The organism is Niallia oryzisoli, assembly GCF_043641075.1.
Lineage (GTDB): Bacteria > Bacillota > Bacilli > Bacillales > Cytobacillaceae > Bacillus_BD > Bacillus_BD oryzisoli_A.
Genome location: NZ_JBHZRC010000008.1, coordinates 81365 through 107984, shown reverse-complemented (window position 1 = coordinate 107984; position 26620 = coordinate 81365). Strand labels below are relative to the sequence as shown.

18 protein-coding genes and 1 pseudogene are annotated in these 26620 nt (G+C 39.2%); 6 read left to right on the top strand and 13 right to left on the bottom strand.

Annotated features, from left to right (window positions below; genetic code table 11):
* Window positions 1-14: 14 nt before the first annotated feature.
* Entirely contained in the window at window positions 15-458 is a 444-nt protein-coding gene (locus ACHUFV_RS19655) for a cell wall hydrolase (RefSeq protein WP_394237069.1), read from the bottom strand.
* A 376-nt stretch (window positions 459-834) separates the two neighbouring features.
* Between ACHUFV_RS19655 and ACHUFV_RS19650 the strand changes: the two genes are divergently transcribed.
* Window positions 835-4536, top strand: a complete 3702-nt coding sequence (locus tag ACHUFV_RS19650; protein ID WP_394237067.1) for a glycosyltransferase — start codon at window positions 835-837, stop codon at window positions 4534-4536.
* Between the two features lie 98 nt (window positions 4537-4634).
* Here ACHUFV_RS19650 and ACHUFV_RS19645 read toward each other — a convergent pair whose 3' ends face one another.
* The 7 genes and pseudogenes from ACHUFV_RS19645 to ACHUFV_RS19615 form a co-directional block, all read right to left on the bottom strand.
* The gene (locus ACHUFV_RS19645) at window positions 4635-5321 is read right to left on the bottom strand and encodes a hypothetical protein (protein WP_394237065.1); all 687 of its coding nucleotides are present in this window, start codon (window positions 5319-5321) and stop codon (window positions 4635-4637) included.
* Window positions 5322-5470: 149 nt separating this feature from the next.
* Window positions 5471-5824 carry a CBO0543 family protein gene (locus tag ACHUFV_RS19640; protein ID WP_394237063.1) on the bottom strand — a complete coding sequence of 118 codons (354 nt, stop codon included), beginning with the start codon at window positions 5822-5824 and terminating at the stop codon, window positions 5471-5473.
* Window positions 5824-6036, bottom strand: a complete 213-nt coding sequence (locus tag ACHUFV_RS19635; protein WP_394237061.1) for a hypothetical protein — start codon at window positions 6034-6036, stop codon at window positions 5824-5826. The genes ACHUFV_RS19640 and ACHUFV_RS19635 overlap by 1 nt, the downstream gene beginning before the upstream one ends.
* Before the next feature lie 224 nt (window positions 6037-6260).
* On the bottom strand, window positions 6261-7103 hold the full coding sequence (locus ACHUFV_RS19630; RefSeq protein WP_394237059.1) for a sulfurtransferase: 843 nt from the start codon (window positions 7101-7103) through the stop codon (window positions 6261-6263).
* A 530-nt stretch (window positions 7104-7633) separates the two neighbouring features.
* Window positions 7634-9169: pseudogene (locus ACHUFV_RS19625) on the bottom strand (response regulator); the annotation flags it as partial.
* A 25-nt stretch (window positions 9170-9194) separates the two neighbouring features.
* On the bottom strand, window positions 9195-11597 hold the full coding sequence (locus ACHUFV_RS19620; protein ID WP_394237057.1) for an ATP-binding protein: 2403 nt from the start codon (window positions 11595-11597) through the stop codon (window positions 9195-9197).
* Between the two features lie 300 nt (window positions 11598-11897).
* On the bottom strand, window positions 11898-12650 hold the full coding sequence (locus ACHUFV_RS19615) for a DUF2161 domain-containing phosphodiesterase (protein ID WP_394237055.1): 753 nt from the start codon (window positions 12648-12650) through the stop codon (window positions 11898-11900).
* A 327-nt stretch (window positions 12651-12977) separates the two neighbouring features.
* Here ACHUFV_RS19615 and ACHUFV_RS19610 point away from each other — a divergent pair, with 327 nt between their 5' ends.
* Window positions 12978-14363 carry an L-cystine transporter gene (locus tag ACHUFV_RS19610; protein WP_394237054.1) on the top strand — a complete coding sequence of 462 codons (1386 nt, stop codon included), beginning with the start codon at window positions 12978-12980 and terminating at the stop codon, window positions 14361-14363.
* A 74-nt stretch (window positions 14364-14437) separates the two neighbouring features.
* Here the strand turns inward: ACHUFV_RS19610 and ACHUFV_RS19605 are convergent, their stop codons facing one another.
* On the bottom strand, window positions 14438-14881 hold the full coding sequence (locus tag ACHUFV_RS19605) for a GNAT family N-acetyltransferase (RefSeq protein WP_394237052.1): 444 nt from the start codon (window positions 14879-14881) through the stop codon (window positions 14438-14440).
* Window positions 14882-15186: 305 nt separating this feature from the next.
* On the opposite strand from ACHUFV_RS19605, the gene ACHUFV_RS19600 reads away from it, so the two are divergent.
* Window positions 15187-16779, top strand: coding sequence for a bifunctional metallophosphatase/5'-nucleotidase (locus ACHUFV_RS19600; protein WP_394237050.1), 1593 nt, complete (start codon window positions 15187-15189; stop codon window positions 16777-16779).
* A 184-nt stretch (window positions 16780-16963) separates the two neighbouring features.
* Here ACHUFV_RS19600 and ACHUFV_RS19595 read toward each other — a convergent pair whose 3' ends face one another.
* Complete coding sequence (locus ACHUFV_RS19595) at window positions 16964-17977, bottom strand: bifunctional metallophosphatase/5'-nucleotidase (RefSeq protein ID WP_394237048.1); 1014 nt, start codon at window positions 17975-17977, stop codon at window positions 16964-16966.
* A 497-nt stretch (window positions 17978-18474) separates the two neighbouring features.
* On the opposite strand from ACHUFV_RS19595, the gene ACHUFV_RS19590 reads away from it, so the two are divergent.
* Together ACHUFV_RS19590 and ACHUFV_RS19585 are read left to right on the top strand one after the other, a co-directional pair.
* Window positions 18475-19758 (top strand): aromatic ring-hydroxylating oxygenase subunit alpha, encoded by a 1284-nt coding sequence (locus ACHUFV_RS19590; protein WP_394237046.1) that lies wholly within the window; start codon window positions 18475-18477, stop codon window positions 19756-19758.
* Between the two features lie 18 nt (window positions 19759-19776).
* On the top strand, window positions 19777-20271 hold the full coding sequence (locus ACHUFV_RS19585) for an aromatic-ring-hydroxylating dioxygenase subunit beta (protein WP_394237044.1): 495 nt from the start codon (window positions 19777-19779) through the stop codon (window positions 20269-20271).
* A 121-nt stretch (window positions 20272-20392) separates the two neighbouring features.
* Here the strand turns inward: ACHUFV_RS19585 and ACHUFV_RS19580 are convergent, their stop codons facing one another.
* The 3 genes from ACHUFV_RS19580 to ACHUFV_RS19570 form a co-directional block, all read right to left on the bottom strand.
* Window positions 20393-20677 carry a hypothetical protein gene (locus ACHUFV_RS19580; protein WP_394237043.1) on the bottom strand — a complete coding sequence of 95 codons (285 nt, stop codon included), beginning with the start codon at window positions 20675-20677 and terminating at the stop codon, window positions 20393-20395.
* A 305-nt stretch (window positions 20678-20982) separates the two neighbouring features.
* On the bottom strand, window positions 20983-23367 hold the full coding sequence (gene recD2 / locus ACHUFV_RS19575; protein WP_394237041.1) for an SF1B family DNA helicase RecD2: 2385 nt from the start codon (window positions 23365-23367) through the stop codon (window positions 20983-20985).
* A 397-nt stretch (window positions 23368-23764) separates the two neighbouring features.
* Window positions 23765-24820 (bottom strand): LuxR C-terminal-related transcriptional regulator, encoded by a 1056-nt coding sequence (locus ACHUFV_RS19570; RefSeq protein ID WP_394237039.1) that lies wholly within the window; start codon window positions 24818-24820, stop codon window positions 23765-23767.
* Between the two features lie 175 nt (window positions 24821-24995).
* On the opposite strand from ACHUFV_RS19570, the gene ACHUFV_RS19565 reads away from it, so the two are divergent.
* Window positions 24996-26462: an amidase family protein gene (locus tag ACHUFV_RS19565; RefSeq protein WP_394237037.1), complete on the top strand. Its 1467-nt coding sequence runs from the start codon at window positions 24996-24998 to the stop codon at window positions 26460-26462.
* The last annotated feature ends 158 nt before the right edge of the window (window positions 26463-26620 follow it).

Here is a 26620-nt window from a genome sequence, read left to right as displayed (position 1 = left end):
TCAAGTGAGTAAGCTTAACTGCCGATATAAACACTTTCACAGGTGTTAGCTTTTGGTTCATAATAGCAATGCTGTTTAAATTGACCGGAGTGTGGTTGACCGTACCACGTTGGAGGACATGGACCATACGGATTAAAATACCATAGGGAATATTTTGACGGGTGCTCTCTCCAATAATCTAAATTCTGTTTGGCTAATCTTTTCTCAGCAGTCCTCGCTCTCTGATAAAATACATTCCCTTTTTGAACAGCTTCAAAGGAATAATTTCCTCCTTGTACATGGAAAATGACCTGTGAGACTGTTCTAACATTTTTAAAGTCTAAACAGTCCGCTTTCACACGATTCACAATGACATTTCCAACCATCAACATCCCCTGTAACCCTTCACCCTCTGCCTCCGCTCTCATCATCCTTGCCATTAAATCCACATCCGAACTTCGATAACTAATTCTCGGCATTTTCCCACCCCCAAAATAGATAATATGTAAAAAAGCCTACATTCATGTAGACTTTTTTCAGTGGACCAGGGGGACGGGTTCCCGGTTTAAATTGGGAAAATAACAATTTACTATCAATAAAATGTCCTCTTACTTGAGCAAAAACAAACTAAAATAAAAAAACTTTTTCAACGACCCCCATAAAAATAAATTAAACACCTAAACTTTATAATGTATAGTCATTTTTTGTCGAAAAGTCTTCCGCTGGATATAAGCATCATTCAAAATCACTTCGTTTAATGTCCCAATCCATTGTTTAAAGATCTTACTTGTATAAAATCAATCTATTAAACAGAATGATAGTTTTTTCGATACTACACCAATGAGGAGGAGTTTAATGAATAGATTTTTCAGGTGGGTTATCCGATCATTATTTGCCCCTGTTACCGGACATGCAGGATCTATTGCAAGTACACTCGGCTTTTTCCTGGCATTTATGCCTTTAGATAATTTACAAATTCCATTATTAATTGCTTTTTCACTATTGTTGCGTCTTAATATAATTGCCTTATTCCTTGGAGCGTTTATTACGACTTTTATTCCTACTATTCGTGATTTACCTGTTCTCGATTTACCCTTTTGGAACCATTTAGGACCATTTTCTGACTTAATAACGGATCCACAAGTTTCACAATCTGTTGCAGCAGGAGTCCTAGGAGGCTTAATCGGTCTTGTGTGCTATTTTTTCTTCCTCTGGTTTTACAATTTAGGGTTGAAAAAAGGGGAACAAAATCAAGAACATGTTTTTCTTGATCCTGGCAAAAGACGCTGGTCTATTATTATACGAATAAGTGTAGGCTTTACTGCTTTCATTGTTTTAGTATCGTCTTTTTTCATCGAAAGCCTTTATACTAACCCACAATTTCCTGAGCTTCAATTGCAGAATAGCGCGGCAATCGAGCCGATTCAGACAAGTTTCAGTGAAGAAGAGCTCGCCTCTCAGATTCAACAAACGGCCCCTTCCCCACTTATGGAAGAAACGATGGAGCTATTAAACAGAGAACAAATGACTAGCAAACAGGAAGTGTATGGCTTTTATGTCAATTGGGACGACAAAAGCAAAACTTCTTTTAAAAAGAATATCGATTCTCTTACAGCAATCGTACCGGAGTGGGCTCAGCTTACTCCGGACCTTACCCTAAAGACGAGTACGGACAACTCGATTGTTACAGAAGCCAAGGCGAATGATGTAAAGATCCTGCCATTAGTTAGTAATTTTACTAATAATAAATGGGATGGCGATCTCCTACACCAGTTATTTACTACTCCCGGCGCTGAAGACCTTTTTATTAAAAATGTATTGGCTTATGTGAGAACAAATGATTTTGACGGGATTAATATAGACTTTGAAAATATTGCTCAACAGGACAAAGATCATTTTTCCCGTTTTATAAAAAAAGTATCTGAAGCCTTTCACCAGCATGATCTCATGGTGACAGCGGCTGTCCCGCCGATGAATGATAGTATTGACTATGTTTCTATAGGAGCCAGCGTTGACCGGCTTTTCGTCATGCTGTATGACCAGCACCACTCCATGAGTACACCTGGACCTATCGCTTCATTTGAATGGTTCCAAGAGACCTTATACAAGCTCGATATTCCTTCCGAAAAATTGATTGTGAGTTTAGGAAACTACGGCTATGACTGGGAAGAAAACTCTCAACAGCCCGCAAATGCGATGACGTTCGGGGATATCATGAATCTCGGAGTTGGAACGAACCTTCAAATCCATTGGAACAAACAAACAGGAAATCCTTATGTACGTTATAAAAAGAACGGAAAAAATCATACTGTTTGGTTTTTAGATGCTGCTACGTTTTATAATCAAATGAAGCTGTCGATAGCCAGCGGCTCGAAAGGAATAGCGGTTTGGCGCCTCGGTTCTGAAGATCCTTCTATTTGGAATTACATGAATAAACCTAAGGAAATGGACAATCCATCCAATGCCCTTAAAACCTTGGTCAGTTCTAATCCTGTTCACCATACAGGGGCTGGAGAGGTCGTAAAAATACTTTCTCAATCAGAAAAAGGGAAAAGAACAATTCAATTGGATTCACATGGATTGATTCAAGATGAAGCCTATACGAAATTACCAAAGCCCGTTCATGTGGCTAGGTATGGTAAATCTGAGAAAAGGGAAGTTGTTCTTACCTTTGATGACGGTCCGGATCCAACCTATACAACACAAGTATTGGACATTTTGGACAAGAATAATATAAAAGGGACCTTTTTTATCGTTGGTAAAAATGCAATGATGCATCCCGAACTGGTGAAAAGGATGTATAAGGATGGCCATGAAATTGGCAGCCATACCTTTACCCATTCAAATGCGGCATCCCTCACATCTTTTCAAACGAAGATGGAGCTTAACCTAAATCAACGGTTATTTCAAGCGATTACAGGTCATTCCATGAGCTTATTTCGCCCGCCTTTTGAGGCCGGTGCAGAGCCAAGTACAAAGAATCAGCTGCTGCCTATCATGCGGGCACAGGATATGGGTTATACCATGGTTGGTGAAATGATTGACTCTGACGATTGGCAAGGAATTTCTAGCGCAGGAATTGTCAAGCGTGTATTAGATCAACTTCCAGAAGGAAATGTTATTTTACTGCATGATGCTGGCGGCGATCGTTCTAACACGGTAGAGGCCTTGCCAATGATTATTAAAGAGCTGAAAAAGCGCGGATACACGTTTACCACTACCGGTGAACTAATCGGAAAAAGTAAAAGTCAAATGATGCCCCCAGTATCAAAGCAGGATAGCCCTTATCTAATCTATGACAAGGCAGTTTTTAAGATCCTACAAGGCTGGAGTTCAGGTATAAGTATCTTGTTCTACTCTGCTATCCTTTTAGGAATCTTGCGCCTGGCTATCTTCGTTTTTCTTTCTAGAATACAGATAAAAAGGGATAAAGAAACCGAGATCGATCCTTCCTTTACACCTTTTGTAAGTGTCGTGATTGCTGCCTATAACGAGGAGAAAGTTATTTGTAAAACGGTTGATTCTATTTTATCCAGCGATTACTCAAGCTTTGAGATACTGGTAATCGACGATGGTTCAAAGGATGAAACGGCTGCTGTTGTTCAAAAAGCTTATGCCAATCATCCGCAAGTGAGATTAATTAAAAAATCGAATGGGGGAAAATCTTCGGCTGTTAACCTTGGTTTTAAAGCAGCAAAAGGAGAAATCGTAGTAGCTCTTGATGCGGACACACTAATAGCCGAAAATGCCATCTCTCTGCTTGTAAACCATTTTAAAAATGACCATGTTGCCGCTGTTTCAGGTAATGTAAAGGTAGGCAATAAGGGGAATCTCCTTACAAAATGGCAGCATATTGAATATGTAACAGGCTTTAATTTAGAAAGAAGAGCCTTTGCCGTCCTGAATTGCATTACGGTTGTTCCGGGAGCGATTGGTGCCTGGAGAAAATCAGAGGTAGAAAAGGCCGGTTTCTATCAAGAAGATACACTGGCAGAGGATACTGATATCACGCTCACTCTTTTACGTCTGGGGAAAAAAATTGAATTTGAAGAAAGAGCATATGCCTATACAGAAGTACCGGAAGATCTAAAAAGCCTTGTAAAGCAGCGTTACCGATGGGTTTATGGTACGTTACAATGCTTATGGAAACATCGTGGGGCATTATTTAATAAAAACCATCACTCATTAGGGTATATCGGTCTGCCTAACATGTGGCTGTTCCAATATCTTTATCAAACCATATCACCGATTGCAGATGTATTGTTTATTATAGCTCTTTTTGGCGAGCATCCTGGTAAAGCAGCTATTGGATTTGTCCTGTTTTACTTGTTGGATTTCTTTACTTCGCTATATGCCTTTCGATTGGAGAAAGAAAGTCCTAAACCATTAGCCTCCTTGTTTTTACAACGAATTATATATAAGCAGCTTATGGCCTATGTCGTTATAAAATCTATCTTTTCAGCGATAAAGGGAGTAACGGTTGGTTGGAATAAGCTAAAAAGAAAAGGGAATGTCACACAAGAAACACCTCTTGTGGAGGTTAAGGAAAAAATATAAGGAATATCGGCTAAAGGCCTTTCCATCTGGGAAGGCCTTTTTATCATAATTTATGGCAGAAAAAGGACCACCTTCTTATGGTGATCCTTTTTGAAGAGCTACATATTCTTTCCGTTATTCGCTTTATTAGCCTGATTTTCTTCTTTTACAGCTTGAGAAACTTGTTGTCCATAATTGGCTGCTTTCGTTGAATTAGATCCTGGTGCAGCAGGTTTAACTGCTGTGCCTGGTGCTTGTTCGCTTGGTGTATTTGTTTCTGTCGCCGTAGGTGTGGTTGTTGTCGCTTGTTCGCTTGGTGTATTATTTCCTGTCGGCGTTGATGCTTGTTCACTTGGTGTATTCGTTCCTGTCGGCGTTGGCGCTTGTTCACCTGGTGTATTATTTCCTGTCGGCGTAGATGGAGTCGTTGACGTCGCTCCTTTTGAACTAGTTCCAGAAGGTGGTATAGTTGAGTCCACATTCGTATAAGTAGAGTTAGTTGTAGCTACCTTGGTAACCTTTTCTGCATTATGGTCATTAGCCGCTATCGTCGTTTCATTCATATTTCTATTATTATCAGGTGCTTGTAAAGCATCATTATCAAGTGAAGGCATGGCAGTTTGATCTTTTGTTGTTTTTTCTTCCTGGTTGATACCATCTGATTTTTTGGGTGCTTCAGATAGCGCGACATTTTTTTCCTTTACGACTGGTTTAGAAGATTCTTGGAATAACAAGGCGTTCGTGACAGAAAACGTAACAGCCCCTGCTATAACCATGGCAAAAGCTCCCTTGCTTAGTTTTTTCATATTTTTCCCCTCGTGTCTAATCTATTATCATCTTAATAGAATACGGACCATTTAAATAGATTATGGGGGTAGCTGGACAAATTGTTTAATCTTAATAAATCACAAGCCTGTGTACTGTGCCGAGGCGCCTGTCCCTTGTCCCACGCGTACTAACTATTTCCATTAGCAATTTTTTTATAGGTATTTAAATTACTAAACCAATATCCCATCAAATAGAATGCGGTCAAAATGAAAAAAGAATAAGTATAAGCCCAATCAATTTTCTTATATAAATCGATCTTAGACAAGATTGGCATTCCCAAATAGGCACCCAATACACCGTAAATAATGGCTTTAATAAATGGATTTAAGCGGGGCTTATATTGCAACAACAGCATGAAAAATACAGGTAAAACAGAAAGTCTAAATGAAAAGTTTATGGAAGCTACAGGAACTACCTTTACAGGGTATGCCCACATTCCATAGCTAACACCAATCGTATCTAGGATTTCTGATAATACCATTAGCAATAATCCAGGGGAAATATCCTAGCTGAACTTTCTCTGTCACGCAATATGAACCAAATCGTCCAAGGTAAAACAATCATAGCTAATGCTATCCACCATTGCCAAGTGAATAAAAAAGCATTCATAATTGCGTCAACAATCGATTGTTTTGCTTCAGTAATTTTTTGTGTTGCTTCATCTATTAAGTTCAGCCCTTCTTGGTAGGTCATAAATTATCCACCTTTTACAACATATTCATTGAAAGTTATTTTTTCCAAGGCCGCTCTAATTATCCTTTTTTTCTAAAAAAAGGCAGACCTTGTTTAGAAATTCTCCTGTTATCATAAAAACCGAGGGAGCCCCTCGGTTTCTTTAAATTGAGATACAGGGGCAGGCACACTCAGTTTTTGCTCAATCGAACTGAGTTGAGCTATTTGTCCCCTTATCCGCAATATTATCCTTTTTTCCCTTTTTCCACTGGATTTTCTTCATATGAAACCCAATCACTATAGCTTCCTGCATAAAGCTTTACCTGTTTGAAACCGGCCATTTTTAATGCAATGACATTAGGAGTCGCGGTTACGCCAGATCCGCAATAAACGATAATCGGGCCCTCCTGGCCCAGCTCTGCAAATCTTTTCTTCTGTTCTTCTTCATTTTTAAATGAACCTTGCTCCAAGCCTTCTCCCCAAAATTTATTAATGGCGCCTGGGATATGGCCGGGTATTCGATCGATAGGCTCAATTTCCCCTACGTAGCGGGCTTCATCTCTTGAATCAATTAAAAGTAGAGCGTTTTTCTTATCCTCGACAGCTGCTTTTACCTCATCATAAGAAGCCAACATCTCTTTTTGAATGTTTACTTCAAACTCAGCTGTTTGATATGTCGGTACTTCCTTTGTCGTTGGATAACCAGCTTGAACCCAGCCTTTAAATCCCTCATTTAGCACATATACCTTTTCATGGCCCATATAGGTAAGCAGCCACCAAAAACGGGAGGCAAACTGACCCTCACCACCATCATAGGCGACAACCGTTTTTGTATGATCGATTCCCGCTTTTTCAAGCTCGAGTTTGAATTGATCCATATCCGGGAGTGGATGTCTCCCCCCGTGCTTTGTAACAGGTGAAGATAAATGTTTTTCTAAATGAAAATAGTAAGCACCCGGGATGTGGTCCTCTCGATAAAGCTCTTCACCTTTATCCGGGTTTCCTAATTCAAACCGACAATCGATAATGACTACCTGATCGTTCTGTAATTGTTCAGCAAGCCAGTCCTTATTCACAACAAAGTTCATCCTGCCAACCCCTATCCATATAAGATTAATCCTCACTTTCCTCTAAGAACAAATTACCATAATTGATAGAGAAAGGGATGATTAAATGCTTCAATAATTGTTCAAATCTTTTTGAACTATATGTGAATTGTTGAACAATCAAAACATAATCTATACTAATTGGATTATAATAACAATGTAATCAATTAACCATCTAATTTAAAAAATCATGATAGAAGAGGTTGAATACTATGGAAACCATTCTAATTGTAGGAATCTGGATGACATTTCTTTTTTATAGTAGACTACAAATTGTTAAGTAATTTTTTAAGATAACTTGTGAAATACTGAGCAATTTACGTCAGGTTTAGAACCACGGGGATGGGTCCCTCGGTTCAACAGGAAAAAGTAAAGGAAAGCTCTGTGAGAAAATAGAATCTCTACAGAACTTTCCTTATTAGCTTTTCATATCATTTCTAGCTTAGAAATTGTAATTTAGCAAATTGAGAAATATTTTGTGTCCAGGTATTAGTTGCCCTCGGATCTAGCAATCATTTCTGAACCACGGAACTCGTCCCCGTGGTCTGGGCGAATTTGACGAAAAAGGTGGTTCCTTCTTTTCCTGTTTGGATATCAATGGTGGCATGGTGGCGGGCGGCGATGGCATAGCTTATGCCTAGTCCTAGTCCCGTGCCGTTATCCTTTGTTGTGAAGAATGGGGTGCCTAGTTTTTCCAGCACTTCAGGCTCGATTCCTTTTCCTTGATCCTCGATTGCAAGGACAATGTAATCCTCTTCCTTGTAAGTCTTGATTGTCAGTGTTTTCCCTTGCTCCATGGCTTCTAACCCATTACGGTAGAGGTTCAGAATTAACTGGCGAATTTCATTCCGATTCAATTGTAAATGGGGAATTTCCGTTGTTTCTAGCTTTACTTCTTTATTTTGGTTTGATGCATCTGCAAGAAGCAGAGGATTAATATCATGGATGATGGAATTTAAATCTTGCTCCTGCATATCTGTGGATCTCGTATTACCCATTGAAAGGAATTCAGTAATAATAGAATTAGCCCGGTCAATTTCATCAATCATAAGCGAAAAATATTCATGAAACGGTAAGCACTCATCCTTTTTACTTAATAGCTGTAAAAATCCACGAACGGTTGTCATCGGATTTCGAATTTCATGACTGATTCCGGCCGCCATTTGTCCGATTAGATTAAGCCCTGATAAGCGTTTCATTTCTTGCTCATATTTCTTCCTTTGCGTGATATCCTTAAAATAACAGCAGATTCCATCTTCAAACGGGTAGATATTTAATTCAAAATAGGAATCATCATGGGTGGAAGGTGATTCGAATTGGATGGGAATTCTTTCATCCATAGCCCGATGAAATTCCTGATACAGCATCGTATCAACCGCAGTCGGAAAGACCTCCCACACACTTTTACCTATTACATCCTTTGCGGTTTGATTGTTAGGAAAAAAGTGATGGTTATTGGCATAAATGTAGTTCCAATTTCTGTCCAACGCAGCGAATCCATCCGTAACACTGTCGACAATTTTGTTGATTCTCTTATTTGCGTCTGCCAGTTCCTTTGTTCGTTCTGCAACAGTTTTTTCCAGAAAATCATGATGCTGCTGCAGCTTTTTCGTTAATAAATCCTTTTCTTCCTCTAGCTTTTTTCTAGCCTGTAAAACCATTTCAAGCTCAAGATTCTTCCGAGCTAGCTCATCCTTGGAACGTTTAAGAGAAATATGGGTCCTTACTCGAGCAATCAGCTCTTTTCTGTTAAAAGGCTTCGTTATATAGTCAACGGCTCCTAAATCAAACCCTTTTACAATATCCTCAGTTTCACTTTTTACTGTTAAAAAAATGATCGGAATGTTCTTATATCGGGAATCCGCCTTCAGCGTACCACATACCTCATATCCATCTATATCAGGCATTTCAACATCTAACAAAATAAGCTCTGGGGTATTCTCTTCAAGGAATTGATATACCTCCTGTGCATGCTGTGCAATGCCGAGCTCATATCCGCATTCTGCCATAATGGTAGCAAGTACTTTAATATTATTGGGGTTGTCATCGACGATTAATACTAGATTATTGATCTTATTTTCCATATGAATGATCCTCTGATAGTAATATTTCAATCTTTTTTAACTTTGACTTAATATGAACAATATCGTAGCATTCTGCATGTCTCATTAATTCTTTTCCTTCAACTGTCAGCTGCTTTAATTGATGCTCTTGTCCTAACGAGATTAATAGATGGGCCAACTGTTTAACAGAACCAATGATGATGGACGTTTCTAATTTTTTTAATAAAGGATTCAACTGATGTCTTATATCGGCCAGTTTGTCAGAGGCTATGGTGGCGGTCATCCGGGTTGCATCAATATTATGGACGTCCGTAGAATCACTATCTTCCTCTTGTATAGGTGGTGAGAGAGCAAAAGTGCTGTCCTCCTCCTCTGGCATCGATTGATCGTCTACAATCTGGACATTTGGAATGTCAATATGAAACAGGCTGCCTTTACCAGCTTCACTTTCTAACGATAGTTTCCCATTCATCATCTCTACTAGTTTCTTTGTAATAGAAAGCCCTAGACCGGTGCCGCCGTATTTTTTTATACTTTGGCCTGATAACTGGGTAAAAGCTTCAAATATATGCTCCTTTTCCTTTTCAGGAATGCCAATCCCTGTGTCTTCAATGGATAGGTGAAGATCGATTAGACCTCTGTCATCCATGTTCGAAGGTATTGCTTTTATGGATAACTTTACATAGCCTTTTTCCGTAAACTTCACAGCATTCCCCACGATATTGACTAGAATTTGCCGGAATCGCACTTCATCAAGCAGAATGGTTTCCGGAATGTCCGGTGCTAGTTCTACGTAAAAAGGAAGCTCCTTCCTATGAAACTCTTGCGTGAAAATCGTTTGAATTTCTTTTACAATAGCAGGAAGTTTGATGGGTTTTCTGTGCAGCTCCATTTTTCCAGCTTCAATCTTAGAAAGGTCAAGAATATCGTTAATAATCAGCAGCAGACTTTTCCCAGAGCTGTAAATGGTATGAATATAGTTTTGCTGTTTTTCATCCTTGATGGTATTGGAAAGAAGCTCACTCAAACCAATGATCGCATTTAGCGGTGTACGAATTTCGTGACTCATATTGGCTAGAAAATCACTTTTTGCTTCATTAGCCTTGTCTGCTTCTACTTTTGCCAATTTCAGCTCCTGATTTGTTTTTTCAATTTCCGTCGTTCTAGCGGTTACCTTTTCTTCCAAATGGTGGATATGTTTATATAATTGGTCGGCCATGTTATTAAATACATGTGCCAGCTTTCCAATCTCATCATTCTTATAGACTACGGCCCTCTGCAATAGTTCCCCTTTGGAAAACATTTCAGCTGAACGGATTAAATTATTAATTGGCTTTAAAATAACATCAGTCATTTTTTTATAAATAACCATCGATAGTAGCAGGGCCATCACTGAAAACAGAATCGCCATTTGAATGTTTTTGTCAATTTGAGCAGTAATCTGGCTATCGGGAAGGGCTGTAATAATGAGCCAATCGATTCCGTCCTTTTTATATTCTGTTAGTTTAATATGAAGATTGCCGTCATCTGTTTTTTTGACGACTTTGTTTTCTGCTGTTTTTTTATAATTTCCATAGGCTTCCAGAATGGCTTTGTTTTCGATCGTGTCGATCGATATTCTTTTATAGGTGCCATCGGAAAGGGTTTGAATCGATGGAATATCCTGTGAATTTGCTACCAATTCACCCGTGCTTCGTTCAATGACATAGGCCTGCGCCACCCGGTCGGATACAATTTCCTTCAAATAGTCGCTTAGGCTTGAAAGCGTAATCCTTGTACCCAATACCCCCTGCAAGCTGCCATCTTTTTGATAGATGGGATAAGCAGACGTCAGGACTAAGTCATCTTTTATAAAATGCTTGTATAACGGAGAGAAAAGCGGTTTATTGGCTTCTTTCGTTAAGCTATACCACGGTCTTGTACGGGGATCAAACTCGCCAAAGTCCTCCACAAACTGTCCTTCCATCATCTCATCGGTTACTGAATAATACATAGAATGTCCATTTGTTTCAGCAGTTCTTCTATAGATTTCGATTTCATTGTTCCCATTTCTGCGGGCTCCGTAATATTCCCCGTTTTCCAGCCCATAGCTGATGCTATAGATAGTCTCATCGCTGGAATCTATGATACTGGCAAAAAAGGCATCACGTTCAGCCTTATCATTGATGTCCACAATCCCGTTTTCGAGGATATTGTGATTAATGACATTCATACTATAGGGAAGATTAATCATTTCCTCTATTTCTTTAAGAATATCTTTATTGGAGGCATTCTCCATTTTTAAAATCATGCTCTCTGAAGAAGCATGCCAGCTAGAAAAGATGATATAGCCGATAAGTAAGAGAGTACTAACCATTAAACCGTTAAACGAAAAGCTAATAATCCCTCTGATTGAACTTGTTTTATTATTCATAGGTATAAAACTCCATTCTAACGCGTCCCTAATTACTCCCCATTTATAGTGCTATTCTAACTATTATGTCGAAAAATATATTTTCTTGCAATACTAATTATTTTGATTGTTTGGATTTGAACCAGGGGGGACGGTCTCTTCGGCTCAGGTGGTAAAAAATGGAGCGAGCCACGGGGACGGGTTCCTCGGCTCAAAAGGTAAAAAAATAAAAGAAAGCTCCTTGAGAATTATTGACCTCTCTGCAGAACTTTCCCTTTTAGTTATTAGGTGTACAAATGATCAGATATCATTTCTCTAATTCTATAACTGATCCAAGGGACCCGTCCCCATGGACCCCTCAACCAGCTTTAAATAGTAATCTGAAATCTCGGGATACTCTTTTATTTCTTCTTTTCCCTTTTCACTGATTGTATAGACTCCTCGTTTTATTTTTTCGAACCAACCATAGTAGTTTTTCGTTAGGATGGAGGAGGTTTTCTCTCCTGTTCCTTTTTCCCTCAGAGCCTTTGGTGATAAGGGGCCAAATTGTTCAAGGTAGCAGGCAATCTGAATGCAATTTTCTTTATAGGCCGTCATAATTTTGGTTCGGTTGCTGCCGCCGATATTATAATCAGCACTTCGCCCTTCTATTTCTTTCAGTAAAGCCTCGCGCTTCCGCTTGTTTTGTGACTTGCTCTGCCGGCGGTTAAATGGCGTTGGATGAAAAAGAACTTCTGCTGTTGCCCGCTTCCCATGAAAAGCAACCAAAATTAACCCGAGCTCTAATCTTTTAACTAAATGGCATTTATCCCGCCATTGCTTAGAATTCAATCGGCCCTTTGGTCTTGGAATAGCAATGTATACCTGATCGGTTAACCGCTGCCGATTAGCTGCCTGAATTAGCAAATCAACACTCAATGTTAACTTCAACTCAACAATCACCAACACATCATCCTTGACCGCCGCTATGTCACAGTCGTTCACTTCACCGTATACCTCAAACTCTTCACGAACAAAGTATTTCTGAATTGGCTTATATAAATCTACCTCTTGTAGCTTCTTCGTTTCATTCAATGACCTTCACCACTTAATTGACAGTTTTTCAACCACTAAAAAAATTCCTATTAATTAATTATATATGAACGGACTCTGTTTCCGTGGATTAATATTTATCTGCTGGTCAACGAACTTGCCCCATGCTACAGCCTCTCCATTTATCCAATTTCAAACCTGGGACGAGGTCCTGTCCCTATGGCACTAAGCTTGGGTCTGGGTGCTTCTGATCATTTTATTATATTTAAATATTAATTTTCTTCAATTCTTATTTGACACATCGGAATTATTACAGTAGCCTTTAATACGTACTTACTATACATTATATTATTTACGGAGGGTAAAATAATGGATTCAGCTCTTATTATTATTAATATCGCAGTATTTTTACTATTGACTGCTGCTTTATTTATAATGCAAAAAAAACATGTTTCTTTTTCTAAGCGTGTATTCGCAGGTTTGGGATTAGGGATTGTTTTAGGTTATATCATTCATCTACTCTATGGAATGGATTCGGTTGTTACGACGGAGACAATCAATTGGTTGAGCATTGTCGGCAGCGGCTATGTAAAGCTTTTGCAAATGGTGGTCATGCCACTAGTCTTCATTTCAATTGTAGGAGCTTTTACGAAATTAAAAATCACGAAAAATCTTGGGAAAATCAGTTTCCTTGTGATTGGAATTTTACTAGCAACAACTGGGATTTCCGCAGCCATTGGAATTGGTTCAACACTTGGATTCGGTTTGGATGGCTTTAAGTTAACAAACGGGGAAGCTGAAGCAGCTCGAAATGCTGAGCTTGTGGAAAAAGTGGATACTGCTGCAAATATGACAATCCCGCAACAAATCCTTGAGATGATTCCAAGCAATCCTTTTGCTGATTTAACCGGCGCTCGTCCAACTTCGACGATTGCTGTGGTCATATTCGCAGCATTCATCGGTGTGGCCTTCATTGGAATTAAGCGAAAGCAGCCGGCAGAAGCAGAGCTTTTTGCAAAGATCGTAGAGTCACTATATGCGATTATTATGAGGGTTGTGACTCTCGTTCTGCGCCTCACCCCGTACGGAATTATGGCGTTAATCACAAAAGTAGCAGCAACGAGCAACTATGAAGCGATTGTCAGCTTAGGCAAGTTTGTTATTGCTTCTTATGTAGCGTTAATCCTCATGTTCGTCGTTCATTTACTCTTACTTATGCTGGCAAAATTAAACCCATCTCTTTATATCAAAAAAGGATTACCAACCTTGACGTTTGCTTTTACCTCACGTTCAAGTGCGGGAACATTGCCATTAAATATTAAAACCCAAGTCAACGATTTTGGTGTATCCGAAGGGGTTGCTAACTTCGCGGGTCCTTTCGGTCTTTCAATTGGTCAAAACGGTTGTGCCGGTATTTACCCAGCGATGCTTGCAATCATGGCAGCACCAGCAGCAGGGATTGATCCGACTAGTATTTCTTTTATTCTTACTCTGATTGTCGTCGTGATGATTAGTTCATTCGGTGTTGCCGGTGTCGGCGGCGGCGCAACATTTGCATCCTTAATCGTGCTTTCCATTATGGGTCTGCCCGTCGAAATCGTTGGTCTGTTAATCTCAGTTGAGCCGCTAATTGACATGGGACGTACAGCCCTAAATGTAAGCGGCAGTATGACAACAGGTATCTTAACAAGCAAAATAACAGGTGACTTCGAAGAAAAAGTGTACCAAAACCCTGAAATCGCTGAAGCATCATAAAACATAGAGGCGGATCTGACGTTTCTCTACTACGAACCTCAGATCCGCCCTATTTTCCATTCTTGAAAAAGTTATCAAAACAAACTTAATTCATAATGTAAAAATTGCAAATCTTGTACATACCCGCTTTTCTCATATAATCTTTGTGCAGAATAATTGTCTGGTGCAGTACTTAAAGCAATACTTTTCGCACCCGTTTCTATCGCGTACTCCTTCGCTTTATGTAAAAGCATTTCTCCTATTCCTTGTTTTCTGGCATTCCCCTTAACATACAAATCATTTAGTATCCATGCTCTTTTCATAGAAATGGATGAAAAGGTAGGATAAAGCTGTGTAAATCCTACATACTCTTCTTTACTTTTCACAATAAATATAACCGATTCCTTGCTTTCTAGACGATTTTTTATGTAAGTCTTCGCACCTTCTACATCGGATGACTGTTGATAAAAGACTCGATATAAATCAAATAAATACGAAACTCCCTCTACATCCTCTAACGTAGCTTGATAGATTTCCATAATCGAATTACCTCCCCTTATAAAATTACAATTACTACATTCTACACCAAACGTAGCATTCTATGTTACTCGACGAACCATGGGGGCGGGTCCCCTCGGTCCTCATTTCTTTTTAGTTGCGAAGCAATAGAACCGTCCCTCTGCTTCCACTTTCTGCTTAATTGCGAAGCAATAGAACCGTCCCTCTGCTTCGCGTAGCAAATGAACACTGTGCTTCTTTTTTACAAAAAATTCACTGTGCGAAGACAATCCTTTAACACTAGAAAGATATTGTTATATTAATAGCGAATAAGGAGATTGATAGAATGGTAAAGAAGAAGAAAAAAGTAATTCCAGCTCTTGTTTTGTCTTTTTCAATTTTGGGTACAGCGGTTTCGGCTGCTCCACCTGAGCATTCCAATTATAAAGAAAGGTATATTCCGGTTCAGCTATTGGGAGTGAATGACTTCCACGGTCAGCTTGATGTATACCGGACGGTAGGTGGAAAGCAAGTTGGCGGGGCTGAATACTTAGCAGCCTATTTGAAAAATTATGAAGCGAAGAAAAATACATTGATGGTTCAGGTTGGCGATGCTGTTGGGGCAAGTGCACCTACCTCCGCTTTATTACAGGATGAACCGACAATTAAATTCTTAAATCAGCTAGGTTTTGATGTGGGAACAGTAGGAAACCACGAATTTGATGAAGGCGTTGAAGAAATGATGCGTCTAATTAACGGTGGAGAACACGAGGCTACCGGAACCTTTGAAGGAGCAAATTTCCCTTATACAGTGGCTAATGTGTTAGATAAAGAAACGGGAGAACACATTCTTCCTCCGTATGTGATTAAAAAAGTGAATGGAATGCCAATTGGATTTATCGGCATTGTCACAACGGAGACCCCTGATATTGTTACGGCAAGTGCTGTTGAAGGGGTTGAATTTACTGATGAAGTAGAAGCGATCAATAAAGCAGCTGCAGAGCTAAAAGAAATAGGGGTTCAATCCATTGTTGTTTTAGCTCATAATCCAGTTTCTTCTGAACTAAACGGCGCTAATCCAACTGGTGATGCAGCTGAGTTTGCAAACCAGGTAGATGATGAAATTGATGTGATCTATGGCGCTCATAATCATGGGTATGCCAATACAACGGTAGATAATAAATTAATTATACAATCTTACGCAAACGGAACAGCATTTTCTGATGTGGATTTATTGATTGATCCAAAAACAAAAGACATTGTCCAAAAAAAGGCTGAAATCGTTACAACCTTTCATGAAGGGATTGAACCTGATGCTGAAGTAAAAGAAATGGTAGATTCCTATAAAGAAACGGTAGCGCCTTTAGTGAATGAAATTATTGGACAAGCTTCCGATCCTTTAACAAGAGACCAGGATGACAGCGGTGAATCTGCTCTTGGCAACCTCACAGCTGACTCACAGCGTGCAGCAATGGGAACTGATTTTGCTTTTATGAATCCAGGCGGCATTCGCGCTGATATCGATGCAGGGGATATTACGTGGGGCGAAGCATACACAACGTTCCCATTTGGTAATAGTCTAGTTTCTATGGAGCTGACAGGGGAACAAATGAAAAGAGTTCTAGAACAACAATGGAGCGGCAATTATCCGCGTATGCTCCAAGTTTCCGGTCTTCACTATACCTGGGATAAGGAAGCATCAACTGGCGAGCGAGTTGTAGAAATCACAGATGCTCAGGGTAATCCAGTAAATCCATCTCAAACCTATACAGTGACTGTAAACAACTTCCTTTCAACCGGCGGGGACGGGTTCACGGTCTTAAAAGAAGGCAAGAATCGCACGAACGGCCCTGTTGACCTCGATGCCATGGTTGAATATATGAAAGGATTCAAGGAACCTATCAAAGCACCTGCATTAGATAGAATCGATGTCCAATAGGAAGCAGAGGGACGGTTCTGGTGCTTCCTAATCTAGGAACCACCAAAACCGTCCGAGGCTGCTGAATAAATTCTATTTTTACAATAGAAAACAAAGGAATCCGATTATCTACATAATCAGATTCCTTTTCTATTAAAATGGACTTTTTCTGAAACCTTGAACCTTCCCCATATTCTCTTTCGAATTATTGCGCACGCATCTCCGCACGATAATGATCAATAATAGCTTGTACCTCCGGATCCTCCGGAACATTTGTGACATCGTAGAGGAGTCCATCCGAATCGACCAAAGTCATTTTCCCGTCAACAACTTCAAAAGTCAAATCAAGGCGGCCCAAATAATTTTCTTGTTCTCCTCCCGCTTGAGTGATGGGTACATTCCACTCACCGTTGAATTCGTATTCAGGAGTCTTGATGACCTTGTGTGTATCCGCTCCGATTACCGCAGATACTCCTGGAACCTTAGCTAATTTATGATCTTCAGGGTTTCCAGCATGAGAAAGGACAATGTTGATGTCCGATTTGGCACTAACCTCGGGAAGCAACGTATTCAACGCCTCTACCGGTTCGATGAAATCGAGGTCTGCCACATCATTCCAGCCGCGAAGCTCGGGCTTCATTGAAGTAAGACCAATCATACCGACTTTAACACCAGCAAACGTAAAGCTCGTCCAAGGCTTAACGTTTTGGATATACTTTCCTGTCTCCTTGTTAATGACATTACCAGTCAGGATTGGGAAATTCACGTTGCGTTGGTAATCCTTTAACTGTTCATAACGGCTATCAGGCGTGCCCTCTCCGGCAGGAAAAACGCGGAAGTCGTTGTTTCCAAGAACCATTGCATCATAGCCGATCTCCTTCAAAAGTGAGGTTTCCAACTCTCCTTGACCCGCCTGAAACTCACCGCGAAGGAAGACATCGCCGCCATCGACGAGAAGCACATTCTCCTCTTTATTGCGTACATCTTCAATAATCGTGGCATACTTTGCAATCGAATTGTGATGAAGAGTTCCATCATTCAGCGTAACGACGTCATCCAAATGACCATGAAAGTCATTCGTCTGAAGAATCGTAAGTTCAAACTTTTCCCACTCCTTTAGCTTTCCCTCAGCACCTGCCGTAACGGGAATTCCAACAATTACGGCAGCCATCGCCAGCGATAAGCAGCCCGTTAATACATTCTTTTTCCTTTTATCCACACGTATTCCTCCAATCCCTCTTGTTCACATTAAGAACTCTATTAAATTGTAAAACTAGAATGTAAAACTAGGATTAACCTCAGATTAAGACTACGAAAAGAAGCGCTATAACCTTCCCGGATCCTCATGCTTCTACAAAACTCCAGCTATTTTTTGTGATTTCGCCCCGATATTCCAAATTATTTCTATTAGACAAACATTTTGGAAAATTGCTACAATTACTTATGAAGACTAGTAAATATTCAAATATTCAAATACTCTTCATTAACCAATAATAAGCATAAAGAAACTGGGGGGTTCTCTTTATACTTAGATTGGAAATGTAAGCGATTTCGAATAAGAAGCAGAAGAACCGTCCCTCTGCTTCCGAGTATTTATGATGAAATTACATTTTTTCTGGGGGGAGTAAAATGTAAGGGTTTTCGTTTTTGGTTTTTATGCAAAAAAGGGACGTTGAAATGGGAGTTTCTATTAAATTTGTAAAGGGGAATTCTGTAATGGGAAATCAGACTACTACTTTTATCATCGACAATAAGGCAGAAAATCAATTTTTGGTTAACCGTAAGGCATTTGTTGACCAAGCAATTTTTGAGCAAGAACGAGCTAAGATCTTTGAAAAATGCTGGATTTATGTTGGACATGAATCTGAAATTAAAAACAATGGCGACTTCCACACAAGAACGATTGCCGGAAAACCAATTATTTTTACAAGAGATGCAGAAGGCGAAGTTCGCGTATTATTAAATACGTGTACACACCGTGGTTCCCTTGTTTGCCGCGGCGAAAAGGGGAACTGCAAAACGTTCTTATGCACGTACCATGCCTGGTCATTTAAAAACTCTGGTGAGCTGGTTGGTGTACCTTTAGAAAAGGATGGATATGCGCAGAATTTTAACAAACGATCATTAGACCTGCACCGCGTAAGAAATGAAAGCTACAAAGGCTTTGTGTTCTGTAACTTTGATGACAATGCGATCAGCCTGGAAGAGTACTTAGGCGGAGCAAAGGAATATTTAGATTATGTTGCCGATCAATCCGTTGTTGGCATGGAAGTATTGCCTGGAACACATAAATATGCCATTCGAGCTAACTGGAAGCTATTAGGTGAAAATAGCATCGATGGCTACCATGTTGGTTATAACCATAAAACATACCTTGATTTCATCGCTGAAGAAGGACAGGACGTTTCGAAAGGACTATACGGCGAAGGAAAAGCTCTTGAAGGTGGCCATGCCGTTATGCAATATGAAGCACCTTGGGGACGTCCTATTGCAAAAGCGCAAAATAACTGGGACGATGAAAAGAAAGCACGTATTGCGAAGAAACGCGAAGAGCTTGTCGAGCGTTTTGGTGAAGAAAAAGCACGTATGATGGCAGATATAAGTAGAAACGTATGGATTTTCCCTAACCTAATCATCAATGACATCGTGTCCGTAACAATCCGTACATGGGATCCAGTAAGCCCTGACTATATGGAAGTGAACGCATGGGCACTAGGACCAATTGATGAAGATAAGGCTGAAAAAGAATTGAGATTAGATAACTTCTTAACCTTCTTAGGACCTGGCGGTTTTGCTACTCCAGATGATATCGAATCATTAGAAACCGCACAGCTTGGATTCAAAAACACCGTAAATCAAGTTCAATGGTCTGATATTTCAAGAGGAATGCACAGAGAAGTTTCTCCAACAACAGATGAAAAGCAAATGAGAGCCTTCTGGAGAAAGTATGATCAATTAATGAATGCCGAAGAAAAAGCGGTTCAAGAAACAAACGCATAATATTAGGGAGGGAAAACCATGAATATCGTTAACGAAAAAATAACTGAAAGAACAATTGAACAATTTTTATATAGAGAAGCAGATTTACTAGATGAATGGAAATTAGAAGAATGGCTGCAATTATTTACTGAAGGTGGAACCTATTCTGTTCCTACGACAGACAATCAAGACGGCGACAGCAAAGACAGCTTATTTTTAATTGCTGACGATTACCATAGATTAACTGCACGTGTAAAACGTCTTTCTGATAAATGGGCACACGCAGAAAACCCACGCTCACGCACAAGAAGATACATTACAAACGTTCAAATTAAAGAACAAACAGACGATAAATTAGAGATAACAGCCAATTTCCTTGTCTATCGTATGAGATACGGTTTCACTGATACGTATGTAGGCAAATACAACTACACATTACTAAACCAAAACGGCGAACTAAAAATCCAAGACCGCAAAGCAATCCTAGACCTTGAAGCCCTAAGACCACACTCCCGCGTAAGCATCATCCTATAAAACCAGGGATTGGTCCATTGGTTCTTCCGAAGCAGAAGATCCGCTCCTCCGAAGCAGGGGGACGGTTCTTCTGCTTCCTTTATTTTTATAGACGAGGTGTCACGGGGACGGGTTCCATGGCTCATTTAAATGTTTCTAAGTTGATTAATTCTAGCTCCAGTGCTTTTTCTCCTATGCACTCTAACGTATGGTTGATATTGTCTATGTATCTCTGAAAATCAGCCTTGGCTTTTTCAATTTCCGCGCCTTTTTCTTCTTCGAATATTTCTGCTCTTTTTACCTCTTTAAACTCTGTTATTCCATGAAGAGTACCTATTTCTGTTTTTCTTGGCGAAAGCTTTCCTATGTACCCTCTTTCAGTTTTAAAAACATATCCTTTTCTATCCTCAATCAAAGCATTTTTCATATGCCCCTCCATAAAACTAAATTTTGCAGGAATGCACCCATCCTGCCAGTTCAAGATGTATATTGATACGTCTTTGATTGCAGGATTTGCATTGTTAACAGGCTGTCAAACTAACAAAGCTGAAAGAAATATGATAAAAGTTTTACTAGAGTCACGGGTTTATTAGTTACTACTATCATCAAGTTGCTGATAGTATAGCATATTAACTAAACCCATAATTTTAAGATTTGACTAAATTTTTGTAAAATTATCAATACCTACAGCCTCAGCCTTGAGCCATCGGACCCGCCCCCTGGCTTAATTAGTTACGAAGGATTAAGTACAAGTTCTAGCTGGTCATTTTCCGCTTCTTTTTTCAGTAAGTTTCGATACTGATTTAGAGTGGTGTTATCAATCAATTTATTCTCATTAATACATGCTCTTAATAGGTATTTCAAAGAAGTGCATCTATAAAGCGGTTTTCGGTACAAGCCATTCTTAAATTTCTCCTTATCTCCAAAGAAAATAAACGACTCTTTGGCTCTTGTTAAAGCTGTATATAGAAGGTTTTTAGTAATAATTTTATAATTATTACTAACTAAGATTAGAATGACAGATTTATATTCAGAACCTTGTGCTTTGTGGACAGATAGACAGTAAGCTAAAGCCAGCTCGTCTAGTTCCTCAGTTGAATAGTGAATTGGGGTATGTATATTGTCAAACTGAACTAGCAACCCTTCTTCATTTGCAGCGGTATCTTGCCAGACATCTACAATAACACCAATGTCTCCGTTAAATACCTCTTTATCCCCATTATTTTTTAATTGAATAACTCGATCTCCGATATAAAATGAATACTCTGTATTTTGATAGTTTGTTGGCATATAATTGTCTTTCGATTGCGTTAACGTTCCTTCAATAAAAGATTTTTGTAACATATTATTAAGTGCCTTAACACCGTGAATGCCGTTATTCATTGGAGAAAGAATTTGAATATCTTGAATATCGATCCCTTTGGTTTGCGCAACGCTCAATGCATTAATAAGACTTTTGTTTATAGGGTAATCTTTACGATCGAAAAAGTTCATGTCATGTAATTTCGTCATGTATTGATCTGCATTATGAATCTCATCATTACGAATTAAATTCGCGAGTTTCAAAATATTTGAACCGCTTGATTGACGATAAACCTTGCTTAAATGGATCGTAGGAATCACCTTCGAATCTAGAACATCACAAAAAAAACGACCTGATCCAACAGCCGGCAGCTGCATGGGATCCCCAATAAAGATAATCGTATCTTGCTGCCTAACTAATTTGAGTAGTTTATGTACGGTACCTAACTCAATCATTGACGTTTCATCTACAATAAATAAACACGGTTCATCTGGCAGCTCAATTCCTTTTTTATAGATAAATCGATGAATCGTAAATGCATCTATATGAGTAATTTCAGTTAATCTCTTAGCCGCTTTTCCTGTTGGCGCTAATAATTTGATCCTGCTAAACAAGTCATCTATCGTTCTAACATTATTGCAATAGGAATATAAACGCAATATGGCATTAATGACTGTAGACTTTCCAGAACCTGCACCACCTGTAATCATGAGTATTTTGTTTAGGTAAGAAAAAACCAATGCCATGCTTTGTGATTTAGAGAAGCGGAACTCCGGGATAATTTCTTCTTTGAATTGATTTTCGATACGATTGATATGATAAACTATTTTCTCATACTCATTATCTGACATAGACATCGCATTTTGTTTAGTCTTTGAAATTATCAAATCACAGATTTCCATCTCTTGTTGAATAATAGAGGATAATGAAATACGATAGCCTATTTCAACAATCGTTCCAAAATCATTATGCGTTTTTTCTTTAATCATCTCATTAACGCATCTATCAAAATCCTCATATTCAATAGGAAGTTCATCCATTTCCTCTAACTCTTTATTCAAACGTAAAAATAAAAATTTTCTATTAGTATATGATGATCCCTCGATCTCAAACAGTTTATAAAGGACTGCTGTTATCAATCCTTTAATGCGCTTTGGATTATTCCCGGTAATGTTAAAATTCTTAGCAATTTTATCCGCTCGTTTAAAGCCAATACCATCAATTAGACTTATTAAAATATATGGATTTTCTTTTATACTATCTATTGTACTGTCACCAAGAGTTCGGAAGATTTTCAAACCCAAATGATGATGAATATTTATCGATTTAAAAAAAGTTGCGAATCGGTGGATAGCAAAGTGCTGAATTAACTCCTCAGCAACCTGCTCCTCATTAATGCGTTTTAAACCTTTAATATTTTTAAGAATGGCAGGCTCTTTAATGATATCAAATATGCAATTCTCCCCTAGCGCATTGACAATTAGCTCCGCCTTCTTCGGCCCTACTCCCCTAATCATCCCAGAGCCTAAGAAATCAATCGTGTCTTCAATAGTTGCAGGCAGCTCCCTTACATAATATTCTGCCTTAAATTGCAAACCATACTTTTCATTTTCTATGAACTGACCATAAAAGTTGTAAGGCTTGTTCCTTTCAGGATAAGGAGCATTACATTGGACAGTAATTTCATCATAGTCTAATGGAGTAGAACTGGTATGTATTTTAATAATGAAAACTGAAAAAGGGTTCGAGTATTTTTTGTTTGACATAAATATTGTTTTTATAACTTCACCTTGCACCACTAGCTGCTCAGACATTTTAATCCCCCAAATACATTCATTGCGATTCAAACACACGACCTACAGTACAGGAAACTGTTGCTCTATCTAAAATTATAAAATATAATCTATGACTTTATCATTCCATAAAACTTGACATTTAGGAATACCATTTGGTTCCATCGTCTTTTTCTACCTCGAAAGGATTAATGAGTAGACTACCAGTTGGTTATTACTAAACAAAATATTCATTAGGATAACACGAAAAAGCACAAACCAAGTCATTGGTCTGTGCTAGTTTTTTTATAAAAATACACTAGGAAGCAGATTTCTTGCATTTGCCCCAGTATTATCACTTAGCGTATGAACGTGGATTTCTTCTGATTACGCAAGGAAGGTTGGTACTACGGTCCTTTTGTGGACCAAGGAACTGTCCCTATGTCCCCGACCTATTCAATAGCTTTGCCTGTAATGTTGCCCGGCTGTTGACGCCCATTTTTTGATAGATGTTTTTGATATGTTTATTGACTGTGTGGACGCTGATATATAATTTTTCGGAAATCTCTTTATAGGTCCACCCCTTTTTTAATAAAAAGCAAATTTCCTGTTCCCGCTTTGTTAATTGGTAATCTTCCTGTACCAGGTTTGATTTATCTTCTTCTATGATCACTGCATAACGGCTTTCTTTTGATAAAAACGGTTCATGATGTGTAATGATCCTAAAATTAAAGCCCTGCAGATGCTGTATTGAGGAACCGGAAAAGCCATTTCCCCATCCAGCGAAAAGGCTTTCAATAAAACTTTCAATATTTCTTTTAATAGAAGCTTCCTGAGAGAAACGCATTGCTGACCGGTTCATATAGATTACTTGATAATGTTGATCTAGTAAAATAAGTCCCGAATGATTTTTATCAGCAAAGGCCTCGAGCATATCCTTCAGTTTGCGCTGTTCTTCGTATTCATTTTCTAAATGTAATAAATTCGATATAATCGGTGCCAATGTCCGAAAAATTGTCCGGTCCTTCTCGGAAAATGCTCCTTGTGACTTCGGTTTCGCCAGGCCTAGGACCCCGTTAAATTGATTACCGGTGTGAAACGTAACCACCATTTCATGATAGTATGTGTGTTTTTTCATAAGCTCTCTATAATAATCGGAAGCTTCGTAGTCCTTCAGCTGAGTTACATCCTCCAACCGTAAAGCAATTTCGTTCGGGAATCGACGTAAATGATGTTTAGGATGTAAATAGTCTTGATTTTGAAAAAGGGCTATATAGTCTCCTAAAAAATCATCACTAATACGGTGATTAATTGGATTTGAAAGATTTCCATTTTGGTCTATTTTCCAAAGTATTGATGAATGATAACCAAAGTACTCCGATAGCAAATGCTGTAATTCAGTCGTTCCTTTCTTAAAGCTCATCGATAATGTATGGATTAACCTTGTAATCTTTTCATATTCAAGTGATGATAGATTCATGTGCATGGCCGTCATGTTTTCCCTACCTTTTTTCTATTTTGGGTACATTAGGGTACTAATTCTAGTACCTTTTTCACCGAAAAATCACTTATTCTAGTCATATACATTCAATCCTCTTTTTAATAGAATAACATTAATTCATCAAAATTTTAAATATTTTGATAATTATTAATTAAGAGGAGGAATGAAAATGAGTGAAAGACCTGTTTTTCCAAGTATTGAAAAAGAAAAAGGACAACAACGTGAGCTTTGGCAATGGACTGCGGCCGAAATGGTAAGCGCTATCAAATCAAGAAAGGTTTCATCACGGGAAATCGTTCAAAGTTCATTAGACCGAATCGAGGAAGTAAATCCAAAATTAAACGCTCTTGGTGAAGTATTCGCAGAAGAAGCATTACTGGCAGCTGAACGGGCTGACCAAGCCGTTGCAGCAGGGGAAGAACTGGGACCGCTCCATGGAGTGCCAATGTCTATTAAAATAAATAGTGATCAAAAAGGCAAGGCGACAACAAACGGAGTTGTTGCTTTTAAAGACAATATAGCTGCCGAAGATGCACCACATGTAGCGAACTTACGTAAGGCAGGAGCTATTTTTGTTGGGAGAAATAATTCACCTTCTTTTTCCTATCGTTGGTTTACAAATAACGATGTGCACGGGCTTACACTAAATCCATGGGATCCAACGAGAACTCCTGGCGGTTCAAGCGGCGGTGCTGCATCTGCTGTTGCTTCAGGAATGATGCCGATTGCACATGGGAATGATATCGGCGGTTCCATCCGACATCCCGCTTATGCTACAGGGATCTTCGGCCTGAGACCAACGATGGGACGAGTTCCAAGCTGGTATGGAGCAGCAGACCAAGATCAACCGTTGTCCGTGCAGAAGATGCTCGCACAGGGATCTTTAGCAAGAAGTGTGGCAGATTTACGATTAGCACTCCAGGCGATGGCTGCTTTTGATCCTCGTGATGCGATTCATGCTTCTGTCCCGTTAATTGGAGAACCGCTTCAAAAGCCAATACGGGTAGGACTTCTAAAAGGATCCAATATTGCGAAACCGGTTGATGCGGTAGATAAAGCGCTGAATGAAGCGGCTTTAAGATTAGCTGATGCCGGTTATATTGTGGAAGAAGTCGATGTACCTTTATTTGAGGAAGCGTATAAACTCTGGTATTTATTATGTATGGAGGAATTCCGTCAAATCATGCCGCTAGTTGAGGAAATCGGGGACTATGGAATGAAAAAAGCTGCTGAGCATTACTATGCGGTTGCAAAGGATTGGTGGGGACCTCAGCCTGGTTTAACAGAATATATGAATGGCTACGCTCGTAGAGGCACATTGATTGCGGAACTACAGAAATTTTTAGAAAAGTACCCGCTTTTATTAATGCCGGTATCAGCTGAGCAAGCCTTTGAACACGATGCTGATATTGCAAGCGTTGACAGGATGCGGTCCGTCATGGCTGCCCAGTGGTCCATGATGGCTATTCCAATGCTTGGATTCCCAGCCATGTCTGTACCAACTTCCGTCGAAAACGGACTCCCGACTGGTGTTCAGCTGCTAGGCAGAAGGTTCCGTGAAGATACACTATTTGATGCAGCCGAAATATTGGAAGCATACAATACAATTAAAACACCAATAACTCCAGCTTGGTAGGAATTAGGCGTAAGGTAGGTTGACCCAGTATTAAATAAGCAAAAGTTAAGAACAAAAAGAGACATAGATATAGTTCAATAATATAAACGAAAAGGGAAGCTCTACTGTGATTTAAATTCTCATAGAGCTTCCCTTTTGTTACTCTGCAGAGGGATTTG